The 17894-nt window shown below is 71.3% G+C and carries 15 protein-coding genes; 5 read left to right on the plus strand and 10 right to left on the minus strand.

From position 1 onward, the window contains the following. Positions 1-78: 78 nt before the first annotated feature. Entirely contained in the window at positions 79-210 is a 132-nt protein-coding gene (locus tag EES42_RS47260; protein ID WP_266494085.1) for a hypothetical protein, read from the minus strand. A 158-nt stretch (positions 211-368) separates the two neighbouring features. Then, entirely contained in the window at positions 369-1013 is a 645-nt protein-coding gene (locus tag EES42_RS10640; protein ID WP_124717881.1) for an HNH endonuclease family protein, read from the minus strand. Between the two features lie 417 nt (positions 1014-1430). Here EES42_RS10640 and EES42_RS10645 point away from each other — a divergent pair, with 417 nt between their 5' ends. Beyond that, positions 1431-2165: an ABC transporter permease gene (locus tag EES42_RS10645; RefSeq protein ID WP_124717882.1), complete on the plus strand. Its 735-nt coding sequence runs from the start codon at positions 1431-1433 to the stop codon at positions 2163-2165. Between the two features lie 81 nt (positions 2166-2246). Here EES42_RS10645 and EES42_RS10650 read toward each other — a convergent pair whose 3' ends face one another. Both EES42_RS10650 and EES42_RS10655 read right to left on the minus strand, forming a co-directional pair. After that, the gene (locus tag EES42_RS10650) at positions 2247-2909 is read right to left on the minus strand and encodes an HAD-IA family hydrolase (RefSeq protein WP_124717883.1); all 663 of its coding nucleotides are present in this window, start codon (positions 2907-2909) and stop codon (positions 2247-2249) included. Positions 2910-3102: 193 nt separating this feature from the next. Continuing rightward, positions 3103-4089, minus strand: coding sequence for a peptidoglycan-binding domain-containing protein (locus EES42_RS10655; protein WP_241196350.1), 987 nt, complete (start codon positions 4087-4089; stop codon positions 3103-3105). A 298-nt stretch (positions 4090-4387) separates the two neighbouring features. Between EES42_RS10655 and EES42_RS10660 the strand changes: the two genes are divergently transcribed. Then, entirely contained in the window at positions 4388-6436 is a 2049-nt protein-coding gene (locus EES42_RS10660; protein WP_124717885.1) for an MFS transporter, read from the plus strand. A 39-nt stretch (positions 6437-6475) separates the two neighbouring features. Here EES42_RS10660 and EES42_RS10665 read toward each other — a convergent pair whose 3' ends face one another. Then, positions 6476-7009, minus strand: coding sequence for a GNAT family N-acetyltransferase (locus EES42_RS10665; RefSeq protein WP_124717886.1), 534 nt, complete (start codon positions 7007-7009; stop codon positions 6476-6478). A gap of 127 nt (positions 7010-7136) precedes the next feature. Beyond that, complete coding sequence (locus tag EES42_RS10670; protein WP_124718494.1) at positions 7137-8213, minus strand: DUF2330 domain-containing protein; 1077 nt, start codon at positions 8211-8213, stop codon at positions 7137-7139. Positions 8214-8642: 429 nt separating this feature from the next. On the opposite strand from EES42_RS10670, the gene EES42_RS10675 reads away from it, so the two are divergent. Beyond that, complete coding sequence (locus EES42_RS10675; RefSeq protein WP_124718495.1) at positions 8643-10652, plus strand: bifunctional glycosyltransferase 87/phosphatase PAP2 family protein; 2010 nt, start codon at positions 8643-8645, stop codon at positions 10650-10652. Between the two features lie 163 nt (positions 10653-10815). Here EES42_RS10675 and EES42_RS10680 read toward each other — a convergent pair whose 3' ends face one another. Together EES42_RS10680 and EES42_RS10685 are read right to left on the minus strand one after the other, a co-directional pair. Further along, the gene (locus EES42_RS10680; protein ID WP_241196351.1) at positions 10816-11823 is read right to left on the minus strand and encodes an AEC family transporter; all 1008 of its coding nucleotides are present in this window, start codon (positions 11821-11823) and stop codon (positions 10816-10818) included. A 106-nt stretch (positions 11824-11929) separates the two neighbouring features. Beyond that, positions 11930-13225: a cytochrome P450 gene (locus EES42_RS10685; RefSeq protein ID WP_124717888.1), complete on the minus strand. Its 1296-nt coding sequence runs from the start codon at positions 13223-13225 to the stop codon at positions 11930-11932. A 281-nt stretch (positions 13226-13506) separates the two neighbouring features. Here EES42_RS10685 and EES42_RS10690 point away from each other — a divergent pair, with 281 nt between their 5' ends. Then, a complete protein-coding gene (locus EES42_RS10690) occupies positions 13507-14676 on the plus strand; it encodes a steroid 3-ketoacyl-CoA thiolase (RefSeq protein WP_124717889.1) in 1170 nt (389 codons plus the stop codon). Positions 14677-14797: 121 nt separating this feature from the next. After that, positions 14798-16135: an alpha/beta fold hydrolase gene (locus tag EES42_RS10695; RefSeq protein WP_124717890.1), complete on the plus strand. Its 1338-nt coding sequence runs from the start codon at positions 14798-14800 to the stop codon at positions 16133-16135. An 80-nt stretch (positions 16136-16215) separates the two neighbouring features. Here EES42_RS10695 and EES42_RS10700 read toward each other — a convergent pair whose 3' ends face one another. Further along, positions 16216-16923, minus strand: coding sequence for a hypothetical protein (locus tag EES42_RS10700; protein WP_124717891.1), 708 nt, complete (start codon positions 16921-16923; stop codon positions 16216-16218). 298 nt (positions 16924-17221) lie between these two features. Then, positions 17222-17662: an aggregation-promoting factor C-terminal-like domain-containing protein gene (locus EES42_RS10705; protein WP_124717892.1), complete on the minus strand. Its 441-nt coding sequence runs from the start codon at positions 17660-17662 to the stop codon at positions 17222-17224. Positions 17663-17894 lie beyond the last annotated feature (232 nt).

The following is a 17894-nucleotide window of genomic DNA, read 5'->3' on the forward strand; positions in this document are numbered from 1 at the left end:
GTCCGGCGGGGAAACGGCCCCGTACGCTCCGTCGGCGATTTGTGGACCAGTGGTGGCGCGAGCCGGGGCGGTGAGGTGTCACGGCTCCGTGCGGGGCGGGGTGGTGAGGGGGTTCTCGTGGGTCCGGCAGGCCCGCTGGGTGCCGAGCGCCGACTGTCGCTGCCCGGCGGGCTCCCGGGGGGTGCGGGTGCCGGCCGTGATCAGTCGCACTCGGCCGTACTCGGCCGAAAACGCGCCGGGGCGGGCGGGACGGAAAGGGTGCGCACATGGGTACGGAGCCGTGCGGTCTGCACGGCTCCGTACCCATATGGGACGAACGACCGGGGAGGAACGGTCGGGCTTGCCCGGCAGTTGTCCGGACGGCCGGCTCAGCAGCCGTTCAGGATGGACTGCAGCGCGCTCTTCTCGGCCGAGTCGACGGTCAGGTCGTAGTAGTGCTTCACGTGCACCCAGGCGCGCGCGTACGTGCACTTGTAGGCGGCGCGCGAGGGCATCCACTTGGCCGGGTCCTTGTCGCCCTTGGCCTGGTTGACGTTGTCCGTGACCGCGATGAGCTGCGGACGCGTCAGGTCGTTGGCGTACGCCTGCCGCTGGGCGGTCGTCCAGCTGCTGGCGCCCGACCGCCAGGCCTCGGCGAGCGGGACCATGTGGTCGATGTCCAGATCGGAGGCGGCGGTCCAGGTGGCACCGTCGTACTCCGAGTACCAACTGCCGCTGACGGCGGCGCAGCTGGAGTCCTGCTCCACGTTCGTGCCGTCACGCTCCAGCACGACCTCGCGGGTGTTGCAGGCGCCCGACTGGGTGATCCAGTGCGGGAACTTGTCGCGGCTGTAGCCGTCCGACGAACCCTCGGCCGAGACGGTCAGTTCGCTCAGGTAGGTGCGGGCGGTCGAGGCGGAGACCGGGGTGGGCATGGCTGCCTGCGCGGTGGGGGCGGTGAGCAGACCGGTGGTTGCGGCGAAGGCGGCGGATGCGGCGACGACGGCGATGCGACGCGCGTAGACACCAGACATGCGAACTCCCTTGATGTGGGGGGACCTTGGACGGGTGACCCGTGGGGCCCGGCCATCGTGGCGGTGCCAGGTTTCCGTGGGGTGGGCACCAGGTAACAGAGTGGCGACATGGTCACGTCACATCAAGGGTTCTGACCAACAGGACTGGAGCATGGGGGCGTACGTCCGCATCTGCGCGGGCGTACAGGCTGACGCGGCGACAATTCGGCGGCGTCGAAGGACGATTCGTGTGGGTGGTGCGGTTCGGGTCGTGGGTCGGTGCGGTGCGGCGCGGATCGGGACAGTCCGGTGCGGTCCGGCCGGGACGGTGCGGTGCGGTGCGGTGCGGTCCGGCCGGGTCGGTGCGGCGCGGCGCGGTGCGGTTCGGGACGGTCCGGTGCGGTTCGGATCGGGACGGGGCGGTCGTAGGGTTGCGGCGTGCTGCTACCGGTCAACATCACGCTCGGCGTCGTACTCGCCCTGCTGCTCGCCGCGGCGGCCACGGTCGCCGCTCTGGCCTCGCTCGGCCGGGCCCGCGAGATTCTGCTGGCCGGGCTGCGGGCCGCGGTCCAACTCGCCGCGGTTTCCCTGCTCATCGGCTGGGTGGTGCGTTCGCTGCCGCCGCTGCTCGGGTTCGTGGCGCTGATGTACGCCGTGGCGGTACGGACCGCGGGGCGCCGGATCACCCGCAATCACACCTGGTGGTGGGCGGCGTTGCCGATCGCGGCGGGAGTCGTTCCGGTGGTCGCCCTGTTGCTGCTCACCGGGCTCGTGCCGGTCCGGGGCATCGCGCTGATCCCGGTGACCGGCATCCTCATCGGCGGTGCGCTGACCGCGACCGTGCTCGGCGGAAGGCGGGCGCTGGACGAGCTGACGACCCGGCGCGGGGAGGTGGAGGCGGGGATGGCGCTCGGGCTGCTCGACCGTGACGCGCGGCTGGAGATCGCCCGGCCGGCGGCGTCGGACGCGTTGCTGCCGGGGCTGGATCAGACCCGGACGGTGGGGCTCGTGACCCTGCCGGGGGCCTTCGTGGGCATGCTGCTGGGCGGCGCCTCACCGGTACAGGCGGGTGCCGTGCAGTTGTTCGTACTGGTAGCCCTGATGGCCGTGCAGGCGGTGGCCGTCACGACGGTGCTCGAACTGGTGGCGCGGGGGCGGCTGCACCGGGTGTGACGCAGGCCCTGGGTGGACGGGGGGCTGCCTGGTGCGGGCGTTGCGCGGGTGTTGTGCGTGTACCGGACCGCCGTGTGCGGGCTATCGCGCGCTGATGTGCAGTCGGATCGAGCCGTCCGGGGCCGCTTCCACGCGGATCTGCGTCAGGTCCTCGACGTGTGCGTCGGGGGAGAGTGCCCCGGCGCGCGGGCCGACGCCCACGACACGCATACCCGCCGCCCGGCCGGCCGCGATGCCCGCCTCCGAGTCCTCGAAGACGATGCAGTCCGCCGGGTCGAAGCCCAGTTCGGCCGCGCCCTTGAGGAAGCCCTCGGGGTCCGGCTTGCTGGCGCCGACGCTCTCGGCGGTGACGCGGACGGCGGGCATCCGCAGGCCCGACGCGGTCATCCGGGCCCGGGCCAGCGCCTCGTCCGCCGAGGTGACCAGGGCGTGCGGCAGTGCGGTGATCGCGTCCATGAAGGCGGGCGCGCCGCCGATCGGCACGACGCCCTCGGTGTCGGCGGTCTCCTCCGCGAGCATGACCCGGTTGTCCGCGTAGTTCTGCTCCATCGGGCGGTCCGGGAGGAGCACCGCCATGGTGGCGTACCCCTGCCGTCCATGGACGACCTTGAGCGCGGCCTCCGGGTCCAGCCCCTCGCGCAGCGCCCAGCGCCGCCAGCAGCGCTCCACGACGGCATCGGAGTTCACCAGGGTGCCGTCCATGTCCAAGAGAAGGGCGCGGGCGGTGAGGACGGTGGCCGGCATGGGCGGGCTCCAGAACACGGGGGAGTGACGGCGCCGGGAAGCGACGACGCGGGAAAGAGAACAAGACGCGGGTGAGAGAACAAGCAGCCTCGCCCGCCGGTCAGGGGGTGGCGGGCGGAGGCTACTTTGTTCCATCACGATACAAAAAGCTGTCCGAGAAAGCCAATTCCTGCGGTTTCGGCAGCCGGGCCGGTCACCGGCCCGTCGTCTCGGCCTCCAGCGCGCGGCGGGTTTCGGGGCCGTACACCCCCGGCGGGTCGCCCTCGATGGCCTTGTACGACTGGTAGACGCTCACCGCGTGCTCGACCTGGTTCGAGTAGTCGCCGTCGTCGCGCCCGTGGTAGAGCCAGATCTCCTCCAGGCGGCGTTGCAGCTCGGCCACCGCGGGTCCCTGGTCGCCGGGGCGCAGGGCGGGGCCGGCCAGGGAGGCGGGCGGTGTGGACGACGACGGGCTGCTCGTGGTGTGCGAGGGCGTGACGGAGGTCGGCGGTGAGGAGGCGGTGGACGCGGAGGCGGACGGCGAGGCGCTCGCCGAGGGCGAGGCGGGGGCCGACGCGGACGGTGACGCGGAGGCCGACGCGGAGGGCGAGGGCGGTACGGAAACCGGCGCCGGTTTCGTCGCGGGCACGCTCGCCCCGGGCACGTCGACCGCCGTGCCGGGCAGGGCCTGTCGTCGGCCCGTGTCCCCGTCGTCGCCTCCGCCGAGCAGTCCGGTCGCGAATGCCGCCGTGCCCACCACGGCGGCCAGGGCCGCTCCCACGGCGACTGCCACGAAGGGGCGGCGACGGCGGGACGCGTCGGGTTCCTCACCGAGTGCCCCGGAGGGGCGGGTCGGACCGATGGAATCAACGGGACGGGTCGGAGCGACAGAATCAACAGGACGGGTCTGACCGGCGGGACCGGTGGCGTCCGGCAGCGGGCCCGTCGTCGCCGGGCCGAGGAAGAGCGGCATCGTCGTGGCCGCGTCCTCCTGGGTGCGGTGCGGTCCCTGTTCCTGCATGGCACCGTCGGCGTCGGCGTCGGTGTCGGCCGGGGTCGCGTCGCCCCCCAGCGTCACGTACGGACGTATCCGCAACGGATCGAAGTCCTCGGCGGCCGCCATCTCCACCCTCTCGGCCGCCCGGCGCGCACACGCGCACCCGGCTCCGGGTCCTCCTCCGGCGCCGGGTCTGCTGTCCATACCGCACTCCGGGCATATATGTCCGGTCATTGTGGGCCCCTCCCCTTGAATGCCCTGCGATTATGCAGCTCGCTGCCGGAATGCCCAACGCCGTACCGAATGCCGCACCGAAGGGCGGCTCCCATGCCGAAGCGCGGCCCCCGCACCGAAGCGCGGCCCCCATGTCGAAGGGTGCCCCTCATGCCGATGAGCGGCCCCCGACCGGAGGTGTGGCCCCCGCTTCCGTAACGGTGACTCAGCAGGCCATAACGGCACGAAAAGGCCAGGATAGGGGTGTAGCGGACCCGAGGAGATGTCCATGGCCCAGCCCCTGAGCCCCCCGGCCCCGACCCCGGCCCCCGGCGAAGAGCGTTCCACGCGGTCGGTTCTCGTGGCCATCGGCGCACTGCTTCTCGGCATGCTCCTGGCCGCACTCGATCAGACCATCGTCTCCACCGCACTGCCGACCATCGTCAGCGACCTCGGCGGACTGGAGCATCTCTCCTGGGTGGTCACGGCCTATCTGCTGGCGTCGACCGCCGCGACCCCGCTCTGGGGCAAGCTCGGCGACCAGTACGGCCGCAAGAAGCTCTTCCAGGCCGCCATCGTCATCTTCCTCATCGGCTCGGCGTTCTGCGGCATCGCCCAGAACATGCCGCAGCTCATCGGCTTCAGGGCCCTTCAGGGCCTCGGCGGCGGCGGGCTCATGGTGCTCTCCATGGCGATCGTCGGCGACATCGTCGCGCCGCGCGAACGAGGCAAGTACCAGGGCCTGTTCGGTGCGGTCTTCGGTGCGACGAGCGTCCTCGGGCCGCTGCTCGGCGGGCTGTTCACCGAGCACCTCAGCTGGCGGTGGGTCTTCTACATCAACCTGCCGATCGGCGTCGTGGCGCTTCTGGTGATCGCCGCCGTGCTGCACATTCCGGTCCGCGCCACCAAGCACACCATCGACTACCTCGGCACCTTCCTCATCGCCTCCGTCGCCACCTGCATGGTTCTCGTCGCCTCGCTCGGCGGCACCACCTGGGCCTGGGGCTCGGCACAGATCATCGGTCTCGCCGTGCTGAGCGTCCTGTTGCTGATCGCCTTCGTGCAGGTGGAGCGCCGGGCCGCCGAACCCGTCATCCCGCTGAAACTCTTCCGGATCAGGACCTTCACCCTCGTCGCCGTCATCAGCTTCGTCGTCGGCTTCGCGATGTTCGGCGCGATGACCTACCTGCCGACCTTCCTCCAGGTGGTGCACGGCATCTCGCCGACGATGTCCGGTGTGCACATGCTCCCGATGGTGCTGGGCCTGCTCATCACCTCGACCGCGTCCGGGCAGATCGTCAGCCGCACCGGCCGCTGGAAGGTCTTCCCGATCGCCGGCACCGGCCTCACCGCGATCGGACTCCTGCTGCTGCACCGGCTCACGGAGACCAGCAGCACCTGGGCGATGAGCAGCTACTTCTTCGTCTTCGGCGCGGGGCTCGGCCTGGTGATGCAGGTCCTGGTGCTGGTCGTGCAGAACGCCGTCACGTACGAGGATCTCGGCGTCGCCACCTCCGGCGCCACCTTCTTCCGCTCCATCGGCGCCTCGTTCGGCGTCGCGGTCTTCGGCACGATCTTCACCAACCGGCTCACCGACAAGCTGGCCGCCGCACTCGCCGGCCACCCGCTGCCCCCCGGTGCCGGTGTGGACGGGCTGGCCTCCGACCCGCGCGCCATCGGGCAACTGCCGCCCGCGTTGCGGCCGGCGGTGCTGCACGCGTACGCGACGTCGATCACGGACGTGTTCCTGTACGCGGCTCCCGTCGTGCTCGTCGCCTTCGTCTTCGCCTGGTTCCTCAAGGAGGACAAACTGCGTGGCTCGGTGACCGCTCCGGAGCCCACCGAGACGCTGGCGTCGAACCCGGTGGAACGGTCCTCGTACGACGAGTGCGCCCGCGCACTCTCGGTGCTCGCCACGCGTGCGGGGCGCCGCGAGGTCTACGTGAAGATCACCGAGCGGGCGGGCTACGACCTGCTGCCCGCGGCGAGCTGGATGCTGCTGCGGATCAGACGGCACGGCACGGTCGAACCGGGCCGGCTCGCCGACATCGTCCCGGTGCCGCTGCGGGTGATCAGCGAGGCGGCCCGGCAGCTTGAGGAACGCGGGCTGGTCCGGCGCGAGGGCGTGCAACTGGTGCTCAGCGAGGCCGGCTCGGAAGCGGTGGTGAAGCTCGCGGAGGCCCGCGAGGCTTCCATGGCCGAGCTGCTGGGCGACTGGTGGGGGCCGGACCGTCCGACCGATCTGGTCAGGCTCGTGGAGGAGCTGACCGCGGAGACGAACGGGTCGAGCAAGGAACGGCCGCACAGCCCCGAACCGAAGCGGGACCACGCGGCCTGAGCCCGCGCACCCCGCACCCACAACCCCGCACCCACACCCCTACGAGCCGTACGGCTCCGCACTCGTCTCCGCACTCGTCTCCGTGCTCGGCTCCGCGCTCAGCTCCTTCGCGAACCAGTGCTCCGCGAACTGCCGCCGGTGGAACGCCGGGACCTCCCGGTAGCCGTGCTTGGCGTACAGCCCCCGCGCCTCGACCAGGTCGTTGCGGGTGTCGAGCCGGAGCGTGCGTATGCCGAAGGCGCGGGCGGCGTTCTCGACGGCCGCCAGGAGCAGTCCGCCGCCGCCCGTGCCGCGGTGTTCGGGACGTACGAAGACCCGGGTCACCTCCGCGGTGTCCGCGTCCACCACCAGCAGTCCGGCGCAGGCCGCGGGTTTCCCGTCGAAGCGGCCGACGACGAACTCACCGGTGGGCGGGACGAGCCGGTCGGCCCCGTCGTCGGTGAGCCCCTCGTCGATCTCCTCGGCGGTGGCGGGCCGTCCCCAGTAGCGGCTGGCGACCTCGTCGTAGTAGTCGCGGCGCAGCCGCGAGGCGTCGGGGGAGTCGAACGGTTCGGGGGCCAGCATCCAGGTCATGCCGGTCATTCTGACCCGGACACGATCAAAGGGGCCAACGGTTTGACGGGCGCCGGCCATCACCCGTGCGCGGGCGCCGGCCGGCGCCGCCCCTCACCCCGTACGCAAGTGTTCGGATCCCCGACGCTCAACCCACCGGTACGGGAGGCGGCAGCGCACCCCGTCGCCGGGCCCGCAGGACCAGCAGCACCGTGGCGGCCGCCACCAGCACGGCCGCGAGCAGCGACAGCACCCAGACGGGAATGCCGCCCAGGGTCAGCAGCTGGTTCTCGTACACCTTGGTCCGGTACGGGGTGTCGGCGGCGGACGCGCGCAGCTGGTGATCGCCGTCGATCCGCTCCGGGTGCGGGAAGGACTGCTCGATCGCGGTGAGGAACACCGGCTTCTCACCCGTCAGCTCCCGGAGCGCCCTCGTCTCGCCCACCGCCGACCGGGGATCGATCCTGCCCGCGTACGTCACCTCCGGCGCATCGCCGCCGATCGAGCCGCGCGGCTCCATCCGGTGCGGGGCGAGGACGTACAGGCCGAGCTGCTGCGGTGTCGAGGCGAGCTTCGACAGCCGCATCGGGTAGACCAGCCGGTCGCTGGCGAAGCGCAGCCGCAGCGGGTCGAGGGTGCCGGTCAGCGGAGTGCCGCTCTCCTGCGGGGCGAGGCGGATCGCGACGTACTCCCACTTCTGGTCGACGTAGGGCTTCAGCGCGGTCGCCAGCCGGTCGGGCAGGTCGAAGCCGTTGTCCTCCAGCCACTGCTGGAGCGCCTCGGGGTCGGTCGCGGCCAGCCGCGCCACATCGAAGGGGCCGAGCCGCTCCCGGCCGACCACCTCGACGGACGGTGCCCCGGCCGCCGGAGCCGCGGCGCCGTCCCCGGCATTGCCGGAGCCGGAGAACGGCCAGTCGTGGGAGCGGGGCCAGAAGTAATGCCTGGTCACATGTTCCGGTGCGGTGAGGACGGACAGTTCGGAGAAGAGGCCGGAATCACCGAGCTCCACGCTCGCACGGTGCGGCACCGGCATGATCCAGGCCGCCTCGGGGGCGTTCCCGCGCACCGTGAGGCGCATGACGATCTGCTCGGTCCGGCCGTCCCAGTCCACCACCGAGGTCTCCCGGCCGACCGCGACCTGGGAGTCCTTGCTCGGGACCATCGCCCCGCAGCCGCAGGCGTACGCCGGGCTGATCAGCGACCCCACTTGCAGCGACACCAGCATCAGCAGCAGCGACAGGGCGCGCGCCAACCACCCGCGCCCCTCGCCCCGGACTCCCCGCGCACTCCGCTTCACCCCTGTGCACCGCATGTTTCGTCCGACTCCCCCGTGAACGACAGCGTGATCGACAACACGGGTGAGGACGTACGGCCCGTGAATCCGGTTCCGGTTCACGGTTCGGACAGGTAGCCGGGGCTCCAGGGGAGGCGAATGTCCGGCTGAGCATCTTTTCGGATGAAAAGCGGGATGGCGATCGGGCGGCGATGGGGTGGATTGGGTCTATCTCGTTGCGTAATGCGATGGTTTCAGAAGCATGCCCGGATCGAGGGACGGGCACCGGAACGGCGGGAGGGTCGGCGCAGCGTGGCGAACGCGGAACACAGTGTGCGCGGAGACACGGCGACGGGGGCGAGGACCGGGGCCGCCCGTGCCCTGCTCTGGCTGGTCGTGGCCGCCCTGGCCGTACGGCAGATGGCGGTGGTGCTGCGGCAGCCGCCGGGGGAACGGCTCACCGATCTGGAGACCTGGATCGGCGAGAACGGCGTCCTGCATGTGACGGGGTCGCTGTACGACAGCGACCGTTTCACCGGCACCCCGTTCGCCGGGCTGGTGCTGAAACCGCTGACCCGCATGGCGGAACAGAGCCTGGGCGTCGCCTGGACCTTCGGCACGCTGCTGCTCGTCGCCGCGCTGGGCATCGTCGCCGCCCGTGCGCTGCCCGGACCGGTGTCCCGCCGCACCGCGCTGCTGGCCGCGCCCGTCGCGATCAGCCTGCTGATGCTCTCGCTGCCGGTCCGCAACGCGCTGCACCTGGGGCAGACCAGCATCCTGCCGGTCCTGCTGGTGCTGCTGGGCTGTTTCGCGGCACGCGGAGAACGCGCCTCGGGTGTCCTGATCGGCTTGGCGGCCGCGCTCCAGCCGACCGTGCTGCTCTTCGCCGTACTGCTGTGGCTGACCGGACGCCGACGGGCCGCGCTGACCGGCGGCGCCGCGTTCGCCGCCTGCACGGCGTCGGCCTGGGCGGCGATGCCGGGCGACTCGTGGACGTACTGGGTACACCATGTCGCGGGCACCGGGCTCGGCGGCAACGCGGACAGCCTCGCCAACCAGTCCCTGCACGGCGCGCTGCTCCGGGCCGGGCTCGCCGGACCGCTGGAGATCGCGCTGTTCGTGGTGCTGGCGGCCGCCGTCTGCTTCCTCGGGCTGCGCCGCGCCGCCCGGTACGCGGCCGACGGGCAGTTGCTCCTCGCCGTCGCGGTGACCGGCTGCGTCGCCGTCGCCGTCTCGCCGACGGCCTGGCAGCACCAGCTGCTGTGGGTGCTGCTCGCCGTGGTCGGCCGGGTCGGGAGGCGGGCCTCCGACCGGCCGGTCTGGCCCGTGGCCGTGGTCCTGGTCATCACGCTGCCGGGGACGATGCTGCTGCCGAACATGGCGGTCCTCTTCCCCGTGCGCGACAACGTGCTGCTGATCGTCGCGCTCGCCGCCGCCTGCGCCGTGCCGTTCCTGCCGCGCACCTCGGAGTACTGGCAGCACCCGATCCCCACGGACCACGCCGCCCCGGTCCCGGCCCGCTGGAGCCGTATCCCGCTGCTGCCGTTCTGGCGGCGGGTGCTGAGCCGGCCCAACCTGCTGCTGGAACTGCTCCTGATCAGGGTCGTGTACTCCGCGTACGCCCATGTCAGGCTGGCGGCGACGGCCGGCCGCGCCACCGCCGAGCGGCACGGCCGCCAGATCCACTCCATCGAGCAGTGGCTGCACATCGACATCGAGCACTGGGCCAACCACGCGGTCGTGAACGTCGGCCGGCTGCGGGGCTTCTTCGACCACTACTACACGACGTTCCACTTCATCGTGCCGCTGACGATCCTCGGTGTGCTCTACGTACGACGCCCCGCCGACTACCGCTGGGCCCGCAGCACCATCGGTTTCGCCACGCTGTTCGCGCTGGTCGGTTTCTGGCTCTACCCGCTGGCCCCGCCGCGTCTGATGCCGGGGCTCGGCTTCATCGACACGGTCCACGGCGTCCAGGACTTCGCGAAGCCGGACTACGGGAGCCTGACCGCGATGACCAACCAGTACGCGGCGATGCCTTCGCTGCACTTCGGCTGGTCGCTCTGGTGCGGTGTGGTCGTCGTCATGCTGGCCCCGAAGACGTGGATGAAGGTGCTGGGGCTGCTGCACCCGCTGTTCACGGTCTCCGCGATCGTCGCCACCGCCAATCACTGGGTGCTGGACGCGGTGGGCGGGGCGGCCGTGGTCGTGCTCGGCTTCGGGCTCGCGTACGTGCTGGCGGGGCCGCGGGCGCTGCGGCCGGGGACCGTACCGGCGGCGGCGAAGCCGCGGGACGACCTGGAGCGGTCGGTTCCGGTGCCCGTTCCGAGGTCGACGGACGAAGCCACGGGCGACGCGACGGACGACGTGGTGGGGAGCAAGCGGCACTGACCCACGGGCTCGCGAAAGGTCCGGGAAGGCGGCGAAAGGCCCGGGAAGGCCGCGAAGGGGCCGAAGGGGTGCCGGGACGAACACATCGTCCTGGCACCCCTTCGGCGTGGATCGCCGCCTGACCAGCATCCGCCCATCGGCCCGGGTCCGCCACTCGAACGGCTCAGGAGCCGGTCGTTCCCAGGGCCCAGGTGGCAACGGAGAGCGTGGCCATGGAGACCACCGTCGAGGCCACCACCGCATTGCGGGCCACCCGGGTGTCCAGGCCGTACTGCTGGGCGTAGATGAAGGCATTCTGAGCGGTCGGCAGCGCCGAGCAGAGCACCACGGCGAGCAGTTGGTGCTCCGGCAGATGCAGCAGCGGGCCGCCGACGGCCAGCGCGATCAGGGGCTGGACCAGCGTCTTGAGCGCCACCGCCACGACGACCTCGGCGCGCACCGGACGGGCCGTCCTCCGCGGGAGCTCCGGCGAATCGGAGGCGGCCGGGCGGGCGTTCAGGGACAGCCCCAGCGTGATCAGCGCCGTCGGTACGGCGGCTGCGCCGAGCAGATCGCAGGAGTGGGCGAGCGCGTGCGGCAGCCGCAGTCCGAGCGCGGAGACAGCCACCCCGAGCAACGAGGCCATGATGATGGGATTGCGGACCGGCATGGTCAGCATCCGCCGGAACACGACGGCCCTCCCGGAGACGGGCTTTGTCCCCGCCCCCGCCCCCGTCACGGTCCCCGTGCCCGTCCCCGAGTCCAGCAGCGCGAGGATCACCGGGGAGACCAACAGGACCTGGAACAGGATGATCTGGGCGACGAACGACGCGTCACCGAGCACCTGGACCGCCACCGGGATGCCGAGATTGGCGGAGTTGACGTAGCCCGACGCCATGCTGCCGATCGCCCGGTCCGCCGTGCCCCGGCCGAAGAGCCGGCCGGACACCAGGAACCCGAGCCCGCAGACCAGCGCGGTACCCGCGGCGAAGGCCACCATCGAGGAGTTGGCGAAGGTGTTCAGCCGCGCCCCGGAGACCATGGTGAACAGGGCGGCGGGCATGGCCACATGGAAGACGAACCGGCCGAGCACGGCCTCCGCCTGCGCGCCGAGCAGACCGCTGCGGCCGACCACGTATCCGATCGCGGTGAGCATCCAGATGGGCGCGAAGGCGGAGAGCAGGGCGTGCATGCCCGCCATGATCCTCGCGCCGTTGTGCGCCTCCCGCGCGGGGGTTCGGCGGGAGGCGCGCCGCTGAGCACGGACGACAGCGGGTCAGCGCACGGACGGCAGAAGGTCAGCTCCCGGCAGCGGCCCCGGATCCGGAGGCCCCAGGAGCCCCGGAAGCACCCGCGCTGCTGACCTGAAGCTGCTTGATCCCGTTGAGCCACGCCGAACGCAGTCGCCGCGGATCCTCGACCAGCCGCAGATCGGGCAGCACGTCCGCGATCGCGTTGAAGATCAGGTTGATCTCCATCACGGCGAGCGACTTGCCGAGGCAGAAGTGCGGACCCCCGCCGCCGAATCCCAGGTGCGGGTTGGGATCGCGGGTGATGTCGAAGGTCTCCGGGCGGTCGAAGACCTCCGGGTCGTTATTGGCCGACGAGTAGAACAGCCCGACCCGGTCGCCCTTCCTGATCCGCTGCCCGCCCAGTTCGGTGTCCTGGGTGGCGGTCCGCTGGAAGGAGACCACGGGTGTCGCCCAGCGGACGATCTCCTCGGCGGTCGTCTCCGGGCGCTCGCGCTTGTAGAGCTCCCACTGGTCGGGGTGGCTGAGGAAGGCGTGCATGCCGTGACTGATGGCGTTGCGGGTGGTCTCGTTGCCGGCCACCGCCAGCAGGATCACGAAGAAGCCGAACTCGTCGGAGTTGAGGTTCCCCCGGCCCTCCGCGGCGACCAGCTGGGAGACGATGTCCTGGGCCGGGCACTCCTTGCGGGCGGCCGCCAGATTCATCGAGTACGAGACGATCTCCATGGCCGCCTCGGTGCCGACCTCCTCGGTGATCGCGTACTCGGGATCGTCGTACGCGGCCATCTTGTTGGACCAGTCGAAGAGCTTGGACCGGTCCTCCTGCGGTACGCCGATGAGCTCCGCGATGGCCTGGAGCGGCAGTTCGACGGCGATGTTGGTGACGAAGTCGAACGATCCGTTCTCGTCGGCGGAGGCGAGCGCGGTCTCGACGATCGAACGGGCGCGGCCGCGCAGCGCCTGCTCCAGGGAGCGCACCGCCCGGGGAGTGAAGCCCCGCTGGACGATCTGGCGGACCCGGGTGTGCTCGGGCGGGTCCATGTTCAGCATGATCAGTTTCTGGACCTCGATCTGGTCCCGGCTGATCGACTCGTTGAAGCGGATGACCGCGGTGTTGGTGTTGGAGGAGAACAGTTCGGGGTGGGTGGAGACGTACTTGACGTCCGCATGCCGGGTGACGACCCAGTAGCCCTCGTCGTCGAAACCGGAGATGCCGGCCGGCTGGGCACACCACCAGACCGGTGCGGTCTGCCGCATCCGAGCGAACTCCGGGTGTGGAATGCGGGCTTGGAGCAGATCGGGATCGGTGAAGTCGAACCCTTCGGGCAGATGGGGGCAGGACATCGGCAGCTCCAGGTCGGTCCGAGGGCCGCCCGGACGTTGCCTGACGACCCATCAGAAGTTGACGGAAAGGTAGTAACGAGTTCTACAACTGGCAAGAGAGGCGGTCCGTTCTGTTGCGTGAAGAGTGGGTGGGGTCGGTATGAAGCGGGCGCAAGGTGCGTGCAGCACTCTTGCGTACCGGGGGTAAGGCTCATAAGACTGCTTGCAGAACTAGAACGCGTACTAGTTCCATCCGTGGGCGCCGGGACGCCCCTGCGGATGTGCGAGGAGAGGACGAGCTCATGGCCGCGGAACCCGTCATCGTCGAAGCCGTACGCACCCCCATCGGCAAGCGCTCAGGCGCGCTCGCCAATCTGCATCCCGGCTACCTGCTGGGCGAGACCTACCGAGAACTCCTCGGCCGCACCGGCATCCACGCCGACTGCGTCGAACAGATCGTCGGCGGCACCGTCACCCACGCCGGCGAACAGTCCATGAACCCGGCCCGCAACGCCTGGCTCGCCGTGGGCCTGCCGTACGAGACCGCCGCCACCACCGTGGACTGCCAGTGCGGTTCCTCGCAGCAGGCCTCCCACATGGTGGCCAACATGATCGCGGCCGGAGTCATCGACGTCGGCATCAGCTGCGGCGTCGAGGCCATGTCACGGGTGCCGCTGGGCAGCGGTTCCAAGCACGGACCGGGCAAGCCCTGGCCCGACGAGTGGAACGTGGACCTGCCCAACCAGTTCGAGGCCGCCGAGCGCATCGCCCGCAAGCGCGGACTGACCCGGGAGAACGTCGACTCGCTCGGGCTGATCTCGCAGGAACGGGCCGCCGTCGCCTGGGCCGAGGAACGGTTCAAACGGGAGACGTACGCCGTCCAGGTGCCGACCACCGAGGAGGAGCAGGCGGCCGGGCAGGGCATGTGGCGCCTGGTCGACCGGGACGAAGGGCTGCGCGACACCACCATGGAGGGGCTCGGCCGGCTCAAGCCGGTCATGCCCACCGCCATCCACACCGCGGGCAACTCCTCGCAGATATCCGACGGCGCCTGCGCGATCATGTGGGCCTCCAAGCGGATGGCGCGCGCCCTCAAGCTCAAGCCGCGTGCCCGGATCGTCGCCCAGGCCCTGGTCGGCTCCGACCCGCACTTCCACCTGGACGGGCCGATCGACGCGACCCGCGCGGTACTCGGGAAGGCCGGGATGTCGCTCAAGGACATCGACATCGTCGAGATCAACGAGGCCTTCGCGTCCGTGGTGCTCAGCTGGGCCCAGGTCTTCGAGCAGGACCTGGAGAAGGTCAACGTCAACGGCGGCGCCATCGCGCTCGGCCACCCGGTGGGCTCCACCGGGGCCCGGCTGATCACCACGGCGCTGCACGAACTGGAGCGCCGGGACAAGGAGTTCGCGCTCATCACGATGTGCGCCGGCGGTGCGCTGGCGACCGGGACGATCATCCAGCGGCTCTGAAACGGGCGTCGCACCGGGGCTCCGGAGGGCGGGCCCCCGGCCCGGGGTGTCGCCAGGTGCACCCCGGGCCGGGGGCCCACGCCGATGTCACGGCGCCGCGCCGCCGCATAGCGTCACGGCCATGAGCAACGACAACAGCCGTACGGGATACGCGACTTCGGGCAGGCGGCGGCGCATCGCCCGCCGGACGACGGCGGCCGCCGCGGCGATGGTCCTCGCCGCCCTCGGCGTCGCACCGGCCGTGGCCCAGCAGCCCACCACCCGGCAGTCTGCCGCCCAACAGCCCACCGGCCGGCAGCCGGCGGCACAACAGCCCGCCCGGACGCCGGACCTGCGCACCGCGCACGGCAGAGGAACCCTGCTGAGCATCACCCCCGTGGCCGACCTCGACCGCGCGGAAGTCGCCCGGTTCCTCGCCTCGGGCGGCATGGACACCGCCACCGTCCGCCACGGACTGTGCGGCTACCGCCTCACCTACCGCACCGTCACCCCGCAGGGTGCACCCACCACCGCGACCGGCCTCCTCGCCCTGCCCAAGGGCGGCCCGCACCGTCTCGACCTGGTCTCCGACACCCACGGCACCATGGCCCACCGCGACTACGCACCCTCCGCCGGTGAGGACTTCGGCCGCTTCGCCCCCTACCTCCATGCCTCGGCCGGCCGCGCCGTCGCCGCGCCCGACTACCTGGGCCTCGGCAAGGGGCCCGGGCGCCACCCGTACATGGACACCAAGTCCTCCGTCACCGCCTCCCTCGACATGCTGCGGGCCGCGCGTACCGCCGCGCAGCGCCTGGGCCGGCCGCTCACCGGCGATGTGTACGCCAGTGGCTTCTCCCAGGGCGGCCAGGTCGCGATGGCCCTGGGCAAGGCACTCGGCGACGGTGCGGACCGGCACTTCGAACTCCGGGCGCTCGCCCCAGTGTCGGGCCCCTACGACATCGAACACGCGGAGACGCCCGCCCTGTTCGACGGCCGGGTCAACGACATCAGCGCCGTCTTCTACATGTCGTACTACCTCACCGCGCAGAGCAGACTGCACCCGCTCTACAAGGACCCCTCCGAGGCGTTCCGGAAGCCGTACGCGGACATCGTCGACGGCCTCTTCGACAGCGAACACACCGAGGAGGAGATCATCCCGGCGCTGCCCGCGACGCTCAAGGAGCTGCTCACCGACGACTACTACCGCCGGCTCCAGCACCTCAGCGGCGGTCTGCTGGACGCGGCGCGCGCCCAGGACGGCAACTGCGCCTGGAAACCGGACGTTCCGGTACGGCTGTACTCCTCGTCCGGTGACACCGACGTGCCGATCGCCAACGCCCTTCACTGCGCCGCCGATCTGGCCGGCCGGGGAGTCGACGCCCCTGTCGTCGACCAGGGGCCGGCCGACCACAACACGACGTACATGAAGTCGGGTCCGGAGATCGTCCGCTGGTTCGACACAGTGGCCGCGCGGCGTTGAGCGGAGTCCGGACGGCAGGGGGACCCCGGCCGGTCGTCCGGCCGGGGCCGCGTCGCCGCAGCGACGGGGTGCGTGCGTGCTCAGTACGGCACGTGGGTGGGGAAGGTGGCGGTGGGGCTGAACAGCGCCGCGTATCCCTCTTCGTGGTGGCGGCGGTGCCGCCCGGACCGGCCGACGTCCGCGACCGGGGTCGCGAGCGTGAGCAGCCCGTCGTTGGCGAGTTCCTGTACGCGCATCAGCAGTGCCCGTACCTCCAGGCCGAGTTCGGCGGCCACCGTCTGCAGATCGAGGCCGGATTCCCAGCTCCACAGCAGTACGGAGTCCATGCTCGGCGACCAGACGACGGTGTTGTCCACCTGGGCCGGCGGGGACGGTGACGGGATCATGGCCGTGGTCGTGGCTGTGGCCAGGGTCATGGACGTGGCCAGGGCGGGAGGCTGGGGCGGAGCCGGGGGTACGGTCACGGCCGGTGACTGCGCCGGGACGGGCTTCGGCGCGTCCGGCGGCGGGGCGGGGGTCTCGTCGGCCGGGTGCGGCCGGGGGTGTTCCGGCGCGGCGGCGGGCGGCCCCGCCGAATCGCCCGCCGGCGGGGTCCGGTTGAGGAGCTGTTCGGCGAGGGACCGCGCGTCACTGCGGCCGACGGTGCGTCGAGCTAATCGCACCTCGCGTTCGTTGAGGCCCATCAGATCCGCGATCGAGCCGTCGTCGCCGACCGTGACGGCGAAAGCGGCCAGCGTTCGGCTTCGCTCCGCCTGTGTCTCGTCCAGCAGCGCCTGTGCCCGGCGCATGCGTTCGTCGCTGGCGCAGAAAGCTTCCGCTAGAACGGTGTTCCGCTCCCAGAATTCTCTTGGTTCCACGGAAGTGACAACGCGCCGGTGGCCGCTGGGAACGGATGGACGAGCCAAATGCGCCTAGATGGACTAACGGGGGAACGAACCGGCCAAGTCGTATCAAGTGCCTGTTCACACGGGGAGGTGACGGGGCCGGGCGCGGCGAAGGCCCCGACCGGTGGCCGGGGCCTTCGCGTGATCCTGCGTACGAGCGCTCGGCGCAGTGCCGATGGCCGGCTCGGGGCCGGAGGCCGGCTCAGTACCAGTGGTTGGCCTGCCAGAAGGACCAGGCGCCGCACGGGCTGCCGTAGCGGGAGTTCATGTAGTCCATGCCCCACTTGATCTGGGTGGAGGGGTTGGTCTTCCAGTCGGCGCCGGCCGAGGCCATCTTCGAGCCGGGCAGGGCCTGCACGAGACCGTAGGCGCCGGAGGAGGCGTTGGTCGCGGTGTGGTTCCAGCCGCTCTCGTGCTGGACGATGTTGCTGAAGCACTGGAACTGCGCGGCGTCGCCGATCATCGACTTCGCCGTGGCCTGCGCGCTCCCCGCGACGGACGTCGGCGCTGCGGCCGGTGCGGCCATGGCCGGGGTGACGCCGAGGCCCAGGCCGGTGGCGCCGAGGAGCACGGCGGCGCCGGCGACGGCGGACTTGCGGCGGGCGGTGCGGGGCTTGGCGAGGATGTTACGGGCGAACGACACAGACAGACCTAACGTCGGGTACGGGGGAGTCGCCTGCCGGTCCGGATGGTGCGGTCGTGCGGGTGGACCGGGCTTCGTCGACCGCGGTCCGGTTCGGCGGACCCAGCGGTGCTCGGCGACTCATCCAGTGATAGCGGCGGCGTTCAGCCATGGCAACGACCCCTGGTACGAGCCCGCCTCGTACCCGGAGCCGGAGGACCCGGACCGCCCCGGCCGACCCCGCCGCGTCGCC

It is taken from the genome of Streptomyces sp. ADI95-17, assembly GCF_003846175.1.
Lineage (GTDB): Bacteria > Actinomycetota > Actinomycetes > Streptomycetales > Streptomycetaceae > Streptomyces > Streptomyces sanglieri.